The organism is Agrobacterium sp. M50-1 (genome assembly GCF_049843495.1).
Taxonomy (GTDB): Bacteria; Pseudomonadota; Alphaproteobacteria; order Rhizobiales; family Rhizobiaceae; genus Agrobacterium; species Agrobacterium radiobacter.
On record NZ_JBBHZH010000003.1, the window covers coordinates 239,446 to 257,353 of the forward strand.

Consider the following 17,908-nt stretch of genomic DNA (forward strand, 5'->3'; position numbering starts at 1 on the left):
CAATATAATCATTTCTTTGAAAAACAAACGGAAGGCGCATCGGCTGAAGAACCGGTTGATTTCATTCCGTTCCTCGAAATTCGGCGTGGCGTTTCCGCTTTCCTTGCGGAGCCGCCAGGCCATCCGGGGCGGTGGCCTGTCCGTATTTGAAGGGACGGGCGGCTTTCCCGGCGCATGCATGAAGCAGGTGCAGTGAGAGCCGATGATACGGCTGGCGGAGCTTCGATGATCGAGGCGTTCGACGTGCAATGTCAGTCTCGCCGAACACCTCCGGCACGGGGAAGGAGCGGTTTTTCAATGATCTGAGGTTCCCCGTGTCTTTTCTCCAAAACGCCAGTATCCGCACCAAAATCCTGTCGCTCATTCTTCCGCTCTGCATCGTCGGCCTTGGCGCCACGGCTTACATGGCCACCCATTACAAGCAAGCGGACACGGCCTACTCGTTTTTTATCGCCAATGACAACGCCGCTCTGGTGGAGCTTTCCCGTGCGAACCGTAACCTACAGGCCATGGCCTATGGCGCCTATCAGGTCATGGCTTATGACGCCGGCAATCCTGACTTCAAGGTTGTCAAACATGAATATGAGACGGACAGGACGGCATTGATATCACGTCTGAATGGGGTCAAAACCATTTTCCCGGAGGAAGCTCCGGCGCTGGACAAGCTGTTGAGCCAGGCTCAGGGCATTATCGCCTTGACCGACAAGGCCGTGGAATTCGGTTCGTCCAACCGTAATGCGGAATCCGCCGCTGAACTCCTGAAGGCCGACATCGTGATCCGCTCGACCGGAAACGAAATCGCCGCCCTCCTGGAAAAACTTTCCGAGGGCGTCGTCGAGGGAAGCGAGGAACTGACGGATCAGACCAACTCGACCATCTTCAGCTCGCTGGTGGTAGTCGGCGTTGCTTTTGCGATCGGCATCATTCTGGCGCTGTTCGTGGCGTCTCGTGGCATCACCACGCCGATCGCCCGTCTGCGCGAACGCATGGTGTCGCTCGCCGGTGGCGAAACGGCCACGGAGATTGACGGCACGGCGCGCCGGGATGAAGTGGGCCAGATGGCGAAAGCCGTTCAGGTGTTCCGCGAAAACGCCATCGAGCGCATTCGCCTCGAACAGGAAACCGAAGCCAATCGCAGCCTCTCGGAGAAAGACCGGATCGAGCGCGAGCAGCAGAAGGCAACGGAGGCGGCCGATGTCAAATTCGCCGTCGACAATCTCGCAGCCGGTCTCTCGAAGCTTTCGGAAGGCGATGTTTCCTATCGCATCGGCCAGCCTTTCACCGCGACGCTTGATGGCGTCCGCAATGATTTCAACATGTCTGCCGAAAAGCTGCAGGCTGCATTGACCAAGGTGGCGCAGAACGCCAGCGGCATCGGCGCGGGTGCAAACGAGATCAAGTCTGCCGCCGACGATCTGGCCAAGCGCACCGAGCAGCAGGCCGCAGCCGTGGAGGAAACAGCCGCTGCGCTTGAAGAAATCACGACGACGGTCAGGGATTCCACCAAACGCGCGCAGGAGGCGGGCCAGATCGTCAGCCGCGCCAAGGCGGGCGCCGAACAATCCGGCCAGGTGGTGCGCCGCGCCGTGGTCGCCATGGAGCAGATCGCCAAATCGGCCAACGAGATCAGCAACATCATCGGCGTTATCGACGAAATCGCCTTCCAGACCAACCTGCTTGCGCTGAATGCCGGTGTGGAAGCCGCCCGTGCCGGCGAGGCCGGCAAGGGTTTCGCCGTGGTGGCGCAGGAGGTGCGTGAGCTCGCCCAGCGCTCCGCGAGCGCCGCCAAGGAGATCAAGGCGCTGATCACCACCTCGAACGACCAGGTGCAGCAGGGCGTGCAGCTGGTGGGCGACACCGGCAAGGCGCTGGAGACCATCGTTTCCGAAGTGCAGGAAATCAACCGGCACGTCGTCTCCATCGTTGAGGCCGCGCAGGAACAATCTTCCGGCCTGCAGCAGATCAATACGGCGGTCAACCAGATGGACCAGGACACGCAGAAAAATGCGGCCATGGTGGAAGAAACCAATGCCGCAAGCCACAGCCTGGCCAAGGAAGTGGCGTCGCTCAACCAGCTGCTCTCCCAGTTCAGGCTCGCCGATGGCGCTTATCAGCAAAAAAGCCAGACTGCTCCGGTTCGCAGCGCCGCCGGCAACGACAAATATGTGGCATCCCCCGTCCGTGCGCTGGGTCGCAAGATCGCCACGGCGTTTTCGGGCAACGCCGCTGTCGATACAAAGGGCGACTGGCAGGAGTTCTGATCGCTATTTCAGGGCGCTTCCATGGTCCTGGCGCCGGGTTATTTATGACTGGGGTTGGCGGGCCTGATATCGCCCGCCCGCCCGAGAACGAAAAATGCCGCACGGGCCTGATCTCCCGTGCGGCATTTTTTGAGCGCGGCATGTCGGAATTATTTACTTTCCGCAGACCGCCGTTCCTATCCGCAAGATTTGCCGGATCGGAAATTATCTGGCCTGCATGGCGCGAATAAAGGCCGGGCTTCCGCTATTCAAATCACTGTATGTAATTCTTTTACTTGCGATGGCGTCGATTAATCGCGTGCAGAAGATCATGTCGACGTTGCTCTTCGGGCTGACATTCATGGCTTCAGCCACGGCAATTTTGGAACTCTTGGACTTTTTCTTTGTCGTTTCATAGCAATTTTGAACCGCCCTGCGTTTGACGGCGGGACTTCCTCCTATGATTTCCTGATCCCTTTCGAAACTGGGGTTCGTCTGGCATCCTGAAAGGATGAACACTGATACAAATACAGCAATAATTGCCTTGATTTGCATAGATTAACTTTCCCTTTTACCCCGCCAGATGGCTCATGCTGGAGCAACCCAACCAGACCCGTCGATCAGGAGTATTGCAGCCATATTGCGGCAAATACATCCGGGTGATTACAGGAATATGTTCACAGAACCCGCGCCGAAGGGGTTAGTCGCTTTGGAAGACAGGCATAAAGCTCTATGCAGCCTCCTAAGTGGAGGATTGCCATAGACGATGTCAGGGTAAGATAAATGGCGCACCCGACAGGATTCGAACCTGTGACCTTTGGAATCGGAATCCAACACTCTATCCAGCTGAGCTACGGGTGCAGCAGTCACGCTTGAATCGCGTGCAGCGGTTGGTTCATACCCCAGCTTTGTTTCCGCATCAACGTCTAAAAATCAAAGATTTGCGAAAGGTTGCCTGTTTTCGGGCGGGGCCGGGCGTGAGGGTGTGTTGTGAGGGCGTCGCACGCTTTTGCGTGGCGGCGGTGCGTTACGTCGTTTGGCGTATTGTGTTTTTATCGGAATAGATTTTCCCTTATAAGTAGTATGTTATCGCCGAGCCGGACCGTTGTCCTGCCCCATTATCGAAGTGGCGGCAGGATTGCTGCAATGCCTTTCAAACACGGCGCGGGAGTCGATTTTAGCCCCTCAAAATTGGTGGGTAAATAGTCATACTTTTTTTGTTTTGCCAACCGCGATCCGGAGTCCGTGGTTGCTTCGCCGGCGATTAACTGTCAAATTATTATACAATATTAGTATCATCTACATTTATTTGGGATACAGTTTCGCAACGTTGTCGGTTATGATTTCGGCAAGGTAAAGGAACGAATCAGGCGGGGGATCGGATGGCTTTGCGATTGGCACACAGCAACGGGCCGCGGACGGAAAAGGCCGAAAGCGGCAGCGCGGAAGCGGCGCACATCACGGCGATCGACTATGGGTTGCTGACGACTGCGATCAGCTATCATTTGCGGCACTCGCAACTTGCCGTGGCAAATGGCTTTGCCGATGTGCTGGCCGAGCAGGGATTGCGGCCCGCCGATTTTTCCGTGCTCGTCATCGTTGGCGGTAATCCGGGCCTCAAACAGAGCGATGTGGCTGAAGCGCTCGGCATACAGCGGGCCAATTTCGTCGCGATCGTCGACAGCATGGAAGAGAAGGGGCTGCTTGTCCGCCGCAAATCGGAAGAGGACAGGCGCGTTCATTTCCTGGACATGACGGAGGAAGGCAGCAGCCTTCTCGACCGGCTTTCCAATACCTGGCGGGACCGTGAGGAAAAGCTGATCGACCGGATCGGCGGCAAGAAGGCCCGCGATCAGCTTCTGGCTCTGCTTGGACGCCTGCGCGACTGAACCGTCGAAGAGAGCGTCGGGCAATCAGAGTAGTGCCGGGCGGCTGCGGGGTGCGGCCTGCGCCCGGATGTTTCTGTCGTCCATTGTCTGCGACATCGGAACCATCTTCCCGTTGGTCCTTCACGGCAGCCTGAGCGGCGGCGGGCCGAATTGCGTTGCAATTTTTCTGTGAAACCGCCAAGACGCATAAGCATCTTCACGTCTTGTGGCGCGGAGCCGCAATCATGCGATCGACTGGAAAGGCCCGGGACTGGAACGCCATGCTGAATATCGATACGAGTCATCCGCTTTATCGTCCCCTGTGGGTCCGGTTGCTCATTGTCGGCTTTTGCGCCGCCTGGGCCGTCATCGAATTCGTCAATCGCGAGTTTTTCTGGGGAACCATCGTAGCCGGCATCGGGGCTTATGCGGCCTATGAATTGCTGCTGAAGTTCAAACCCGCAAGCGATGCCGCCAAAAGCGGAAATGGCACGGATGAGCCCGCCGCCGAAAGCGCGCCCACCGATAAGAGCGATGCGGGCTGAAGCGCCGCCTATCTTCCGTTTTATATATTTCCCGAGATAAGACGGCCCGGCATTTTCACCGGAAATGCTCCCGCATCCGCAGCATCCGGATCGCCTGGTCGATCAGGAGATTGGCCGCCGTCATGCGCAGCGTCGCATTATGCCGGAATTGCGGCTTCACCCGGTCGGGATGATTGAGGCGGGCAAAGGCGCGGCGCTTTTCCGCAAGCGTTGCGGCCGTGTCGGTGTCGTGGATCGCCAGTTCCGCGGAGACATCGGCAAGCGAGGTCTTTTCGAGGTGGGCCGGCATCGCTTCCGGCTCGGGCTCCGGTTGAGGTTCCGCGGGTGGCGCGGGTTCAGCCATGAAGGCGAGATAGGCATCGAGATTGCCGTTCGCCGGTGGCGGCGTTTCAATATGCGTATCGATGACAAAGCCCGAGCTGAAACCGGCAATACGATGACCGGCCGGCGGTGGCGGCTCCACGCTTTCTTCTTCTTCTTTTTCCAGTTTCAGTCGTTCAACAACCGACTGGAAGACGGATTGTCCGAAGAGCATGCGGCTTTTCCCTCGCCGGTCTGACTATCCGGCCTTTATGGATCATGAAGGTGGTGTCTGGCTTGCCGCCCTCACGGGCCGGTCAGCTTGCGGCTCTCATCCAGAACCAGATCGTAGAGCAGGCGGGCGCTGGGCGGCAAAACCCGGCCCTTGGTGGTGATGATGCTGTAGGGCTTCACGACGAGTTCGAAATCCGTCGGCAATATGCGGGTTCGGCCGATATCCGCCTGCTGGCCGGCAACGAATTCGGCCATGTCCTGGGCGATCGGCGCAATCGCATCGGTGTTGCAGATCAGGGCGAGCGTCAAAAGCATGGAGGGCGTGTTGATGATGTTGCGGGGCATGGTGACGCCGTGGGTCAGGAAGACATCCTCCATGGTTCTGCGCAAAAGCGCGCCGGGCGGCTGGAAAACCCAGTCGTAACCGGAGAGATCCTGCAGGGTCACGGGCTCGCCGCGCAGCAGGGGGTGGCCTTCGCGCACGACAAGACAGGCGCGCTCGATGCCGATTTCATGGATGGAGAAGAGGCCGGGATCGAAATCATCGGGAATGCGGCCGATGATGAAATCGTGGCGCGCGGCCAGCAGTTCGCGCGCCAGCACGTTGCTGCTTTCCACCTGCACGTTGATTTCAATGCCGGGATAGGTGTCCATGGCGCGCCTTATGGCGGGAACCACGAGGCTGATGGCGGGCGCGGTGACGGCGCCGATATAGACCGAGCCGCCGCTGCCCGACTTCATCTGGTTCAGTTCACGGCTCGCCTCGCGCAGTTCCAGCAGGATGGTGCGGGCCCGGCGCGCCAGCGCCTCGCCGAATTTCGTCAGCACCACGCCGCGCGAGGCCCGCTGACAAAGGGGTGATTTGACGATCGCCTCCATTTCCGCGAGCATGCGCGAGGCTGCTGGCTGCGTCATGTTCATGGCGGCCGCCGCCGCGCTGACCTGCCCGTGCTCCTCGATCATGACCAGCATGCGCAGGTGGCTCATCTTCAATCCGGCCCGCAGCAAAGGGTTGTCCTCAAAGACGAAAAGGGCCTCTGTTGTTTGCGCCTGCTCATACACTTTTTGGTTGTTCATTCGTGGTTTTATACCCCTCATCGGTTTTTGTATCGATTTAATATATCATAATTGATATATGGAAACTGATTTATTCTATTTGACAGTTATATGGATTCAGAACAATTTGCGGAATGCCGGGGAGGAGCGGCAGCTGTTCCATTTCGCATGTGCGAAACGGAATGAGCGCAACGCGGCTTCTTCCTCTGACGGCATGAATTTCATGGTGCACCGCAGCATGCGGGCTCCAGAGAAGGGCTCAAGGGAGAGAGTTAATGAAGTCCATTATTTCGCTGATGGCGGCTTGTGCCATCGGTGCTGCTTCTTTCGCAGCGCCGGCTTTCGCGCAGGACAAGGGTTCCGTTGGTATCGCCATGCCGACCAAGTCGTCCGCACGCTGGATCGATGACGGCAACAACATCGTAAAGCAGCTTCAGGAAGCCGGTTACACGACCGACCTGCAATATGCCGATGACGATATTCCGAACCAGCTTTCCCAGATCGAAAACATGGTCACCAAGGGCGTCAAGGTTCTCGTGATCGCATCGATCGACGGCACGACGCTGTCGGACGTCCTGAAGCAGGCTGGCGAGCAGGGCATCAAGGTCATCGCTTATGACCGCCTGATCCGCAACAGCGGCGACGTCAGCTACTACGCAACCTTCGACAACTTCCAGGTTGGCGTTCTGCAGGCGACTTCGATTGTCGACAAGCTTGGCCTGAAGGACGGCAAGGGTCCGTTCAACATCGAGCTGTTCGGCGGTTCTCCTGACGACAACAACGCCTTCTTCTTCTATGACGGCGCAATGTCTGTCCTGAAGCCCTACATCGACAGCGGCAAGCTGGTCGTGAAGTCCGGCCAGATGGGCATGGACAAGGTCGGCACGCTGCGTTGGGATCCGGCAACGGCCCAGGCCCGCATGGACAACCTTCTGTCCGCTTATTACACCGACGCCAAGGTTGACGCCGTTCTGTCGCCTTACGACGGTCTGTCCATCGGCATCATCTCCTCGCTGAAGGGCGTTGGTTATGGCACGAAGGACCAGCCGCTGCCGGTCGTTTCCGGTCAGGACGCTGAAGTTCCCTCCGTCAAGTCGATCATTGCAGGCGAACAGTATTCCACCATCTTCAAGGACACCCGCGAACTCGCAAAGGTGACCGTGAACATGGTCAACGCTGTTCTGCAGGGCAAGGAGCCGGAAGTTAACGACACCAAGACCTATGAAAATGGCGTCAAGGTCGTTCCGTCCTACCTCCTGAAGCCGGTTGCCGTTACCAAGGAGAACTACAAGCAGGTTCTCGTCGATGGCGGTTACTACAAGGAAGACCAGCTGAAATAAGCTGAAGACACATGCGGGGATGACTTGGCGTCATCCCCGTTTTTCCATAAAAATAAAAACGCCGGAATTAATCGGGCGCTGGATTGCGATATGGCCAATACCATTCTCGAAATGCGGAACATCACCAAGACGTTTCCGGGCGTGAAAGCGCTTGAGAACGTCAACCTCAAGGTTAAGGAGGGTGAGATCCACGCACTCGTCGGTGAGAACGGCGCGGGGAAGTCGACCTTGATGAAGGTCCTTTCCGGTGTTTACCCCGCCGGCACCTATGAGGGCGAAATCCACTATGAAGGCGCCGTGCGGAATTTTCGCGCCATCAACGACAGTGAAGATATTGGTATCATCATCATTCACCAGGAGCTGGCGCTCGTGCCGCTCCTGTCGATTGCGGAAAACATCTTCCTTGGCAATGAGGTCGCTTCGAACGGCGTCATCAGCTGGCAGCAGACCTTCAACCGTACCCGCGAACTTTTAAAGAAGGTGGGTCTGAAGGAATCGCCGGAGACGCTGATCACCGATATCGGCGTTGGCAAGCAGCAGCTGGTCGAAATCGCCAAGGCGCTGTCGAAGAGCGTGAAGCTGCTCATCCTTGATGAACCGACGGCTTCGCTCAACGAAAGCGATTCCGAGGCGCTGCTGAACCTGTTGATGGAATTCCGCAAGCAGGGCATGACGTCGATCATCATCACCCACAAGCTCAACGAAGTGCGAAAGGTGGCCGACCAGATCACCGTGCTGCGCGACGGCATGACGGTGAAGACGCTCGACTGTCACGAGGAAGAAATCAGCGAGGATGTCATCATCCGCAACATGGTGGGGCGCGATCTCGAAGATCGTTATCCGCCGCGCGATGTGCCGATCGGCGAGACCATTCTCGAAGTGAAGAACTGGAACGCCTATCACCAGCAGCATCGCGACCGCCAGGTTCTGCATGATATCAATGTCACCGTGCGCAAGGGCGAAGTGGTCGGCATTGCCGGTCTGATGGGGGCAGGGCGAACCGAATTTGCGATGAGCGTCTTCGGCAAGTCCTATGGCCACAAGATCAGCGGCGAAGTGCTGATCGACGGCAAGCCCGTTGACGTCAGCACCGTGCGCAAGGCGATCGACGCCGGTCTCGCCTATGTGACGGAAGACCGCAAACATCTCGGTCTCGTGCTCAACGACAACATCCTGCACAACACCACGCTCGCCAATCTGGCCGGCGTATCGAATGCCAGCATCATCGACGACATCAAGGAAATGAAGGTGGCGAGCGATTTCCGCACGCGCCTGCGCATCCGCTCGTCGGGCATCTTCCAGGAAACGGTCAATCTTTCGGGCGGCAACCAGCAGAAGGTTGTGCTCTCCAAGTGGCTGTTCTCCAATCCTGACGTCCTGATCCTCGATGAACCGACCCGCGGTATCGATGTCGGCGCGAAATACGAAATCTACACCATCATCAACCAGCTCGCTGCCGACGGCAAAGGCGTTCTGATGATCTCATCGGAAATGCCCGAACTGCTCGGCAATTGCGACCGCATCTACGTCATGAACGAAGGCCGCATCGTCGCTGAATTGCCGAAGGGAGAGGCGAGCCAGGAAAGCATCATGCGCGCTATCATGCGCTCAGGGGAGAAGAACTCATGAGTTCGGCAAACACCACAAACGAAGAAAGTAACGTCATCTCGGTCGGGTCGTATATTCGCTCCAATATCCGCGAATACGGCATGCTGATCGCGCTCGTCGCCATCATGGTTTTCTTCCAGTTCTACACCGGCGGCATCCTGTTCCGCCCTGTGAACCTGACCAACCTCATCCTGCAGAACTCGTTCATCGTCATCATGGCGCTGGGCATGCTGCTCGTCATCGTGGCCGGGCATATCGACCTTTCGGTCGGCTCCATCGTCGCCTTCGTCGGCGCGATAGCGGCCATATTGACCGTGCAATGGGGCATGAACCCGTTTCTCGCGGCGCTGATTTGTCTCGTCATCGGCGGCGTCATCGGTGCTGCCCAGGGTTACTGGATCGCCTATCACCGCATTCCGTCCTTCATCGTGACGCTGGCGGGCATGCTGGTGTTCCGCGGGCTCACGCTGTTCGTGCTTGGCGGCAAGAACATCGGTCCGTTCCCGACCGATTTCCAGATCATCAGCACGGGCTTCCTGCCTGATATCGGTGGTATCGAAGGTCTGAACACCACCTCGATGATCCTGACATTGCTGATTACGGTCGTGCTGTTCTATCTGGCCTGGCGCCGTCGCGTGGTGAACGTGAAGCATGGCATCGACGTCGAGCCGTTCGGTTTCTTCATCGTTCAGAATCTGCTGATCTCTGGCGCCATCCTGTTCCTGGGTTACCAGCTGTCCACCTATCGCGGCCTGCCGAACGTTCTGATTGTGATGCTGGTTCTGATTGCGCTCTACAGCTTCGTGACGCGCCGCACGACCATTGGCCGCCGCGTCTACGCCATGGGCGGCAACGAGAAGGCGACCAAGCTTTCCGGTATCAATACCGAACGCCTGAGCTTCCTCACCTTCGTCAACATGGGCGTGCTGGCCGGTCTTGCCGGCATGATCATCGCGACCCGCCTCAACTCGGCGACGCCGAAGGCTGGCGTGGGCTTCGAGCTTGATGTTATCGCGGCCTGCTTCATCGGCGGTGCTTCGGCTTCCGGCGGCGTTGGCAAGATCACCGGTGCGGTCATCGGCGCCTTCATCATGGGCGTCATGAACAACGGCATGTCGATTGTCGGCCTCGGCATCGATTTCCAGCAGATGGTCAAGGGCCTCGTGCTGCTCGCCGCCGTGTTCTTCGACGTCTACAACAAGAACAAGGGCTGATCGGTCCCAACCCTATCGCAGTCAAAAAAGTGGCCGGTTTCCGGCCACTTTCATAAGATGCAGGCGTTATGCGCCGCGTAGAAGAGATAAGGCGCATTGCGCCGGAGGAAGGAAATCCCGTGCTCATTTCACAGATCAAAGATGCCAGTGGCAAAATCACCGTAGCGGTTCGCGAAGAAGGCGGACAGGCGCAGGCCGTCAAAGGTGCGGACTCGGTCTATGCACTCGCCATGGAAGCCGCCAATGGCGGCAAGAGCCTTGCCGATGTCATTTCCGCCCATGGTCTGGGCGACGCTGTCGATCTTGAAAAGGCCTATGCCGAAGGTCGCTTCCTGCCGCCGATCACCCATCCCGATCCGGCGCATCTGCATCTGACCGGTACGGGCCTCACGCATCTCGGCTCCGCCGCGACCCGTGACAGCATGCACAAGAAAACCACGGAAGCCGCCGAGGAAAGCCTGACGGATTCCATGAAGATGTTCCGCATGGGTCTCGAAAACGGCAAGCCCAAGGCCGGCGAAAAGGGCGTTCAGCCCGAATGGTTCTACAAGGGCAACGGCCATGTGGCGGCGGCGCCCGGCGCGGCACTCACCTCTCCGTCCTTCGCGCTCGATGGCGGCGAAGAGCCGGAAATGGCCGGCATCTACGTGATCTCGGACAAGGGTGAGGCGGTGCGCATCGGTTTTGCCGTCTCGAACGAGTTTTCCGATCACGTCACCGAGCGGATCAACTATCTCTACCTCGCCCATTCCAAGCTGCGCCCGGCAAGCTTCGGCCCGGAAATCCGTGTCGGCGCTCCGCCGTCCGATATTCGCGGCACCTCGCGCATTCGCCGCGGCGACAAGGTGATTTTTGAGAAGCCGTTCGTTTCGGGTGAGGACAACATGTCCCACACCTTCGCGAACCTTGAATATCACCACTTCAAATACGGCCTGTTCCGCGCACCGGGCGACGTGCATGTGCACATGTTCGGAACGGCGACGCTCTCTTTTGCCGAAGGCATCAAGCCGGAAGCAGGCGATGTCTTCGAGATCGAGGCCGCCGGTTTCGGCCTGCCGCTGAAGAACCCGCTGGCCGTGGATGCGGAAGAAGAGATCACTGTTCGGCAGATTTGATCTGCGGGCTGCGCGTGAAAAATGGTCGGGGGTGGGTCATCCCTCCTTCGACGTCATCCTCGGGCTTGTCCCGAAGATCTGCGACCGATTGATTTTACGCGACGTGGATAGATCCTCGGGACAAGCCCGAGGATGACGCAAGATGATAGCTCTTTCATCCCATTGTCCCTTTCGCGTCGGGTAACTTTCAGGCGCTTGCCTTATCCGAACCCCCACAACTTGCCTTCACCCACCTCCACCGAATTGCCCGCGGGATCGCGAATATAGACGGAATAGCTGTCATTCGGCCAGCGGTGATAGTGCTCAATGGGAATTCCAAGCTCTTCGAAACGAGCCTTCCAGCCGTCCACTTCCGACTTGTCCTTCGCGTAAAAACAGAAATGGCCTTGCCCCACCGCACCATGGCGGGGGATCGGATTGTCGGGGTCGGCGCGGCGGGATTGCTGCGGGTCGAAGATCAGCAGCATCTGCTGCCCGCATCTGAAGAAGATGAATTGCCCCGGCAGCCTGCGCACCACTTCCAGCCCGAAGACATCCCGGTAAAAAGCTTCGGCGGCATCGAGATCGTCGGCGTAAATCGCGGTTTCCATAAGGGCGGCTGGTGGGCGCATGGTTTCCTCCGGTAGTCCATGGGCTGTCCGGCGCGGGGACAGACGGCCTTAAATTTTCGCGCTGTAGGTCAGCACCGTTAGATCGTGTTTGCCGACACCACGTTCCAGAACGGTCCAGCCGCAACCGGTGTAATAGGTTTCCAGATCGCGCTGGCAGCAGAGATAGCTGGTCTCGTGGCCGAGTTCGGCGGCCCTTTGTGTCGCCGCCTGCATGAGCGCCCGTGCCACGCCTGAGCGCCGGCGATCTTCCTCCACCCAAAGGGCAGCGACCCAGGGCAGATATTGCGGCCGTTCTTCCAGATCGCAATGGATGAGGAAGGCGGAGCCGACATAGTCGTCGCCGTCATGGGCAACGAAACCGGTGGGCAGCGTATGGGGGTTGGTCATGTCTTTCAGGTGTTCGGCGACGTCGCCCACCTGAAGACCGCTATCCTGCCACCATGCCGTCCAGACCCGCTCGGCGATGACGGGTCCATGCGACTGGCAGTCGCGATAGTCGGAAATGCTGTACAAGGCCGTCTCCCGGCCGGCTTTCCTCCCGCGGGCGGAAGCCGGATCATGCTTTCAAATCGATGCGGAGATTAAACCGGGTGGGAAGGGGTTTCGCAACCGCCAACTTGTCGCGCCGGATCAGGATTTCGTTGCTGTCACATGCAACCATGCGGTCGGGAGATTGTCGTAACCGCTGCCCTGCCGCGCCTCGATCTCCACCGCCGTCCAGTCAAACTGTCCGTAAACCTCCTCCAGCCAGGGCTTCGACGGGTAATTGTAATATCGGCCGAACATGTCGCGTCCTTCCGCTTCTCCCGCCTTGAAGCTGGCATAAAAAACACCGCCCTTCCTCAGCGCCGTGTGGATACGGTCGATAATGCCCGGCAGGGCAGGGCGGGGCACATGCAGCAGGCAGGCATTGGCCCAGACGCCGTCATATCGCTCACGCTCGTCGATATTCTCGAACAGCAATGTCCTGACGGGAATGCCGAGCCGGATTTCCGCCGCTTTCGCGATGTCAGGCGTTCCATCGGTGGGATGAACGTCGAAACCGGCTGACAGCATGAATTCGCTATCCTGCCCGCCGCCGCATCCCAGTTCGAGAATGCTTGCGCCCTCTGGCAAGCGCGCCAGAAATGTCTCCAGATGCGGGCGGTCCGCCGCCTGTCCCCGTGATGTATAGGCTGCGGCATTGTCAGTATAAAAGCCGATTGTATCGTCGTCCTTGCCGGACATCATCTCAGCTCTGTGACTGGCTCTGCGACTGCTGCACGGTGACAGACACGCTCAGCGTCTCGCCCGCCGGACCGATACGCATGCCTGATATCGGCGCGCAATCGCGGTAGCAGAGGCCGGATGCGATGCGGACATAGCGGTCGTCGGGGCAGATATTGTTGGCGGCGTCGAAGCCCACCCAGCCCAGCCCCTGAAGATACACCTCGGCCCAGGCGTGGGTGGCGGTCTGTTCCTCCACCTCTTCCATCATCAGATAACCGGAAATATAACGCGCGGGCAGGCCCATCAGCCGGGCGGCGGAAATCAGGATATGGGCATGGTCCTGGCAGACGCCCTTGCCCGCTTCCAGCGCCGTTTCCGCCGTGGTTTCGATGTCGGTCGAGCCGGGAACATAGTCCACCTTGCCGTGAATATTCTCCATGAGGTTATGCAGGCGGGCAAGCTCGGTTTCGCCCACGCTCACCTTCACCAGTTCGCGTACCAGCTTTCCCGGTTTGGTGCGCGGTGTTTCCCGCAGGAACAGCCAGAGCGGTGCGTTGCCGATGTGGTGTCCGAATACCCCGGCCTTATCCTGCGTGCTCACCGTGCCGCTTGCCACGACCTTCACCCGCTTTTGCGGGCCTTCGGTTTCCACCAGCGCGACGCGGTTGCCGAAATGGTCGTCATAGCTCACTTCGACGGTGGCGCCATCCACCGAGACATCCCAGTCTTCGACCGTCTGGCTCGGGCCGGTCTGCGGTGTCAGGCGCAGCCGCTGCAACGCATAGGGCATCGGCTCGTCATAGACATATTCCGTCGTATGGGTGATTTTCAGACGCATAAGCTGTCCCCGTCCACGCGCTTATTGATAGAAGCGGTAGCCTTCCGTGATTTCCTGTCCCAATTGGCCGTTGCGGTTGACAAATCTCTCCAGAAATTCGTGCAAGCCCTCATCCATCACCCGGCCGATGGTGGTCGTGCGCAGGCTGTCGCGAATGCTCTCGGCCGTGTCATGCGCCTTGTGCCTCTCGCTGTAATCCTCGGCGATGTAGTTGAGGTTGCTGGCGATCTTTTCATAACAATAGGCAAGCGAGCGCGGCATGCGGCCATTGAGAATGAGGAAGTCGGCAATGTTGGAAGGCTTGTATTCCGCATCATAGACCCAGCCATAGGAGCGGTGGGCCGAGACCGAGCGCAGGATGGATTCCCATTGCGCATTGTCGAGCGACGACCCCACATGCGCCACCGCCGGCAGCAGCACGTAATATTTGACATCGAGAATGCGGGCGGTGTTGTCGGCGCGCTCTATGAAGGTGCCGATGCGGGAGAAATTATAGAGATCGTTGCGCAGCATCGAGCCGTGGAAAGCGCCGCGCACCAAGCCGGCGCGATGTTTGATGACATCGATGGTCTGCGGCAGCTCGGCGTGGCTGAGCTTGCGGCCGAGGATGTTCTTCAGCTCGATCCAGAATTCGTTTGTCGCTTCCCATGTCTCACGCGTCAGCGCCGTGCGCACCATGCGGGCATTGTTGCGGCCCGCCTCGATGCAGGACATGACGCTGGAGGGGTTGGCCTTGTCTCGCAGGAGATAGTCGATCGCATTCGCCGCCGTTACCTTCTCGCGCGTTTCGAGAAATTCGTCGTGCACGCCGGCGCTTTGCAACACGCCGTCCCAGTCCTCATCGCCGCTGCCGCTGCGCGTCAATGAAACACGCAGGCCCGCATCGATAAGCCGGGCGATGTTTTCAGCGCGCTCGATATACCGGAACATCCAGTAGAGCCCGTTTGCCGTTCTGCCCAGCATGGCTTAATCCTCCAGTACCCATGTATCCTTGGTGCCGCCGCCCTGGCTGGAATTGACCACGAGCGAGCCCTGCTTGAGGGCAACACGGGTCAGGCCGCCGGGAATGATCTGCACCTTGTCCGAGACAAGCACATAGGGACGCAGATCGACATGGCGCGGCGCAATGCCGTTTTTCACCATGATCGGCACGGTGGACAGCGACAGTGTCGGCTGCGCAATGTAATTGGAGGGGCGGGCTTTCAGCTTTTCGGCAAAAAGCGCCCGTTCCTTTTTCGATGCGGTGGGGCCGACGAGCATGCCGTAACCGCCCGAACCGTGGACCTCCTTGACGACCAGCTCGGCAAGGTTGTCGAGAACGTATTTCAGGCTGTCCGGCTCCGAACAGCGCCAGGTCGGCACGTTTTCGAGAAGCGGCTTGCGGCCGGTATAGAATTCGACGATCTCGGGCATGTAGGAATAGATCGCCTTGTCATCGGAAATACCGGTGCCGGGCGCATTGGCAATGGTGATGTTGCCGGCGCGATAGACATCCATGATGCCCGGCACGCCGAGCGCCGAATCCGGCCGGAAGGTCAGCGGATCGAGGAAATCATCATCGACGCGGCGGTAGAGCACGTCGATCGCTTCGTAACCGCGCGTGGTGCGCATCTTGACTTTGCCGTCCATGACGCGCAGGTCGGAGCCTTCCACCAGTTCCACGCCCATCATGTCGGCGAGGAAGGAGTGCTCGTAATAGGCGGAATTATAGATGCCGGGCGTCAGCACCGCGACGCGCGGCTTGCCGGAACAGCCGGGCGGTGCGAGCGAAGCGAGCGACTGGCGCAGCAGATAGGGGTAATCCTCCACCCGGCGCACGCGGTTTTCGTGGAAGAGTTCCGGGAACATCTGCATCATCGTCTCGCGGTTTTCCAGCATGTAGCTGACACCGGAGGGGGTGCGGGCATTGTCTTCCAGAACGTAGAACTGGTCTTCGCCGGTGCGGACAATGTCAGTGCCGACAATATGGGTATAAACGCCGCCGGGCGGAGTGAAGCCGATCATTTCCGGCAGGAAGGCTTCGTTTTTCTCGATGATTTCGCGGGGAATGCGCCCGGCGCGGATGATTTCCTGCTTGTGGTAGATATCGTCGAGGAAAGCATTGAGGGCGAGAACGCGCTGTTCGATGCCCTGGGCCAGTTTACGCCACTCGCGGCCGGAGATGATGCGCGGGATGATATCGAAGGGGATCAGTTTTTCTGAACTATCGGCATGGCCATAGACTGCGAAAGTAATACCGGTTTTCCGAAAGATGTTTTCCGCGTCTTTTGATTTCTGGATCAGGTGAGCCCTGTCCTGCCGGCTATACCACTCGTTATAGTTTTCATATGGGCTTCGCGGCGTGTCGTCCGCATTTATCATTTCGTCAAATGCCAACTTCGATGTCCCCTTTTTTGCCATATGAATACAACGCCAAATGCAATGCAAGAACTATGCAGGCCTCCCCGAGAAGATTTTTCACCGCCCTAGAGTTTTAAAAAAGAAGCGTTTTTTCGGTTTCAGCCTATAAATGCGGCATCGGCAAATTGGTTGCGCGGTGACGAGGGGTGTAATGGGGTGGCGGCGCTGTGTGCGCTGTGGGCGAATGCATAAATTTTGTTCGTTCGCTTTCGGCTGATCAATATCCGGCGTCGCATCAGAAAATCTGAAAGATGCGATCACGAAAACGCCTTTGACCTTTGGGCGGGATGCGGATACCGCCATGCTAACACCCGGTTCGATCATTCGCCGGTTTGCGTGAAGCCGCAGAAATATCAATTCGCCGCCTGTCCCGCACCGCGTCCGGTTACGGGCATCATGTGGCATAATGGATGTTCCCATGTCGCTCGACCGTCTGGCTCCGGCCATCTTCGTCTTTCTCTGGTCGACCGGCTGGGTCACCGCCAAATATGCTGTCTATTATACCGAGCCGCTCACCTTTCTCTGTCTGCGCTATCTTCTGGCAGGAGCGCTGCTGTGGGCGATCTGCCGCGTATCCTCCATCCAGTGGCCGCAGCGGCGCGTCGACCTTTTCCGGGCGATCCTGTCCGGCGTCTTCCTGCACGGTCTTTATCTCGGCATGATCTGGTGGGCGATCGGGCAGGGCGTGCCGGCGGCGATCGGCGGCATCATCGCCGGTTTGCAACCGCTGATGACGGCGGTGGCTGCCCGCTACATGATCGGCGAGAAAATCTCGCCATTGCAGCGCGCGGGCCTATTGCTTGGATTTGTGGGCATCGCCATTGCCGTGCTGCCGAAGGTCATGGCGACGGGCGCATTTGGCCTCTCCGTGCCGCTTTACGCCGTGGCGGTGAATGTGCTGGGCATGACGTCGGTTACCTATGGCACCCTCTACCAGAAGAAATATGTCCATGGCGGAAACATCATGGCGGTGGCAACGCTGCAATATGTTGGCGCGCTGCTTGTCACCGTTCCCTTCGCGCTTTTGCTGGAGGATGGACATGTGGACTGGAGCCTCGGCCTTGCAGCCACGCTCGCCTGGTCCGTGGGTGCGATCTCCATCGGCGCCGTGGCGCTGCTTCTTTATCTGATCCGGCGCGGGCAGGTCTCGCGGGCCGCGTCGCTGATCTATCTCGTACCGCCGCTTGCGGCCGTGGAAGCCGCGCTGCTTTTCGGCGAAACACTGACGCCAGCCATGATTGCCGGCACTGTTCTGGCGGTAACGGGGGTTTATCTCGCCAACCGCAAACCTGCTACAGCGGTTGTTGCGCGTTAATTACTACAACCGCAT

General features: G+C 58.6%; 17 protein-coding genes and 1 tRNA gene. 8 read left to right on the forward strand and 10 right to left on the reverse strand.

All coding sequences use genetic code 11. The features are described 5' to 3' along the window. Positions 1–314: 314 nt before the first annotated feature. Complete coding sequence (locus WDZ78_RS08740) at positions 315–2,261, forward strand: methyl-accepting chemotaxis protein (RefSeq protein ID WP_425672818.1); 1,947 nt, start codon at positions 315–317, stop codon at positions 2,259–2,261. A 204-nt stretch (positions 2,262–2,465) separates the two neighbouring features. On the opposite strand, the gene WDZ78_RS08745 is transcribed toward WDZ78_RS08740, so the two are convergent. Together WDZ78_RS08745 and WDZ78_RS08750 are read right to left on the reverse strand one after the other, a co-directional pair. Further along, positions 2,466–2,795: a hypothetical protein gene (locus tag WDZ78_RS08745; RefSeq protein ID WP_425672819.1), complete on the reverse strand. Its 330-nt coding sequence runs from the start codon at positions 2,793–2,795 to the stop codon at positions 2,466–2,468. Positions 2,796–3,024: 229 nt separating this feature from the next. Continuing rightward, a tRNA-Arg gene (locus tag WDZ78_RS08750) sits at positions 3,025–3,101 on the reverse strand. Positions 3,102–3,622: 521 nt separating this feature from the next. Between WDZ78_RS08750 and WDZ78_RS08755 the strand changes: the two genes are divergently transcribed. Together WDZ78_RS08755 and WDZ78_RS08760 are read left to right on the forward strand one after the other, a co-directional pair. Beyond that, positions 3,623–4,129 (forward strand): MarR family winged helix-turn-helix transcriptional regulator, encoded by a 507-nt coding sequence (locus WDZ78_RS08755; protein WP_003520548.1) that lies wholly within the window; start codon positions 3,623–3,625, stop codon positions 4,127–4,129. 260 nt (positions 4,130–4,389) lie between these two features. Beyond that, complete coding sequence (locus WDZ78_RS08760) at positions 4,390–4,653, forward strand: hypothetical protein (RefSeq protein WP_425672964.1); 264 nt, start codon at positions 4,390–4,392, stop codon at positions 4,651–4,653. Between the two features lie 55 nt (positions 4,654–4,708). Here WDZ78_RS08760 and WDZ78_RS08765 read toward each other — a convergent pair whose 3' ends face one another. Together WDZ78_RS08765 and WDZ78_RS08770 are read right to left on the reverse strand one after the other, a co-directional pair. Beyond that, entirely contained in the window at positions 4,709–5,188 is a 480-nt protein-coding gene (locus tag WDZ78_RS08765) for a hypothetical protein (protein WP_425672820.1), read from the reverse strand. A gap of 71 nt (positions 5,189–5,259) precedes the next feature. Further along, positions 5,260–6,264, reverse strand: coding sequence for a LysR family transcriptional regulator (locus WDZ78_RS08770; protein ID WP_003509470.1), 1,005 nt, complete (start codon positions 6,262–6,264; stop codon positions 5,260–5,262). Positions 6,265–6,518: 254 nt separating this feature from the next. Here WDZ78_RS08770 and chvE point away from each other — a divergent pair, with 254 nt between their 5' ends. The 4 genes from chvE to araD1 all read left to right on the forward strand — a co-directional run bounded on the left by chvE (position 6,519) and on the right by araD1 (position 11,520). Further along, positions 6,519–7,583, forward strand: coding sequence for a sugar ABC transporter substrate-binding protein ChvE (chvE, locus tag WDZ78_RS08775; RefSeq protein ID WP_020011473.1), 1,065 nt, complete (start codon positions 6,519–6,521; stop codon positions 7,581–7,583). 90 nt (positions 7,584–7,673) lie between these two features. Then, positions 7,674–9,212 (forward strand): sugar ABC transporter ATP-binding protein GguA, encoded by a 1,539-nt coding sequence (gene gguA, locus WDZ78_RS08780; protein ID WP_020011472.1) that lies wholly within the window; start codon positions 7,674–7,676, stop codon positions 9,210–9,212. Continuing rightward, positions 9,209–10,405, forward strand: a complete 1,197-nt coding sequence (gene gguB, locus WDZ78_RS08785; protein WP_020011471.1) for a sugar ABC transporter permease GguB — start codon at positions 9,209–9,211, stop codon at positions 10,403–10,405. The genes gguA and gguB overlap by 4 nt, the downstream gene beginning before the upstream one ends. Before the next feature lie 119 nt (positions 10,406–10,524). Continuing rightward, positions 10,525–11,520, forward strand: coding sequence for a 2-keto-3-deoxy-L-arabinonate dehydratase AraD1 (araD1, locus tag WDZ78_RS08790; RefSeq protein ID WP_026363895.1), 996 nt, complete (start codon positions 10,525–10,527; stop codon positions 11,518–11,520). 200 nt (positions 11,521–11,720) lie between these two features. On the opposite strand, the gene WDZ78_RS08795 is transcribed toward araD1, so the two are convergent. The 6 genes from WDZ78_RS08795 to WDZ78_RS08820 all read right to left on the reverse strand — a co-directional run bounded on the left by WDZ78_RS08795 (position 11,721) and on the right by WDZ78_RS08820 (position 16,554). After that, positions 11,721–12,131, reverse strand: coding sequence for a VOC family protein (locus WDZ78_RS08795; protein WP_425672821.1), 411 nt, complete (start codon positions 12,129–12,131; stop codon positions 11,721–11,723). A gap of 48 nt (positions 12,132–12,179) precedes the next feature. After that, the gene (locus WDZ78_RS08800) at positions 12,180–12,644 is read right to left on the reverse strand and encodes a GNAT family N-acetyltransferase (RefSeq protein WP_020011468.1); all 465 of its coding nucleotides are present in this window, start codon (positions 12,642–12,644) and stop codon (positions 12,180–12,182) included. Between the two features lie 117 nt (positions 12,645–12,761). After that, complete coding sequence (locus WDZ78_RS08805; protein ID WP_425672965.1) at positions 12,762–13,358, reverse strand: class I SAM-dependent methyltransferase; 597 nt, start codon at positions 13,356–13,358, stop codon at positions 12,762–12,764. Between the two features lie 4 nt (positions 13,359–13,362). After that, complete coding sequence (locus tag WDZ78_RS08810) at positions 13,363–14,178, reverse strand: transglutaminase family protein (protein ID WP_425672822.1); 816 nt, start codon at positions 14,176–14,178, stop codon at positions 13,363–13,365. Positions 14,179–14,199: 21 nt separating this feature from the next. Beyond that, positions 14,200–15,141, reverse strand: coding sequence for an alpha-E domain-containing protein (locus WDZ78_RS08815; protein WP_003509488.1), 942 nt, complete (start codon positions 15,139–15,141; stop codon positions 14,200–14,202). Positions 15,142–15,144: 3 nt separating this feature from the next. After that, positions 15,145–16,554 (reverse strand): circularly permuted type 2 ATP-grasp protein, encoded by a 1,410-nt coding sequence (locus WDZ78_RS08820; protein ID WP_026363893.1) that lies wholly within the window; start codon positions 16,552–16,554, stop codon positions 15,145–15,147. A 442-nt stretch (positions 16,555–16,996) separates the two neighbouring features. On the opposite strand from WDZ78_RS08820, the gene WDZ78_RS08825 reads away from it, so the two are divergent. Next, complete coding sequence (locus WDZ78_RS08825; RefSeq protein WP_026363892.1) at positions 16,997–17,893, forward strand: DMT family transporter; 897 nt, start codon at positions 16,997–16,999, stop codon at positions 17,891–17,893. The last annotated feature ends 15 nt before the right edge of the window (positions 17,894–17,908 follow it).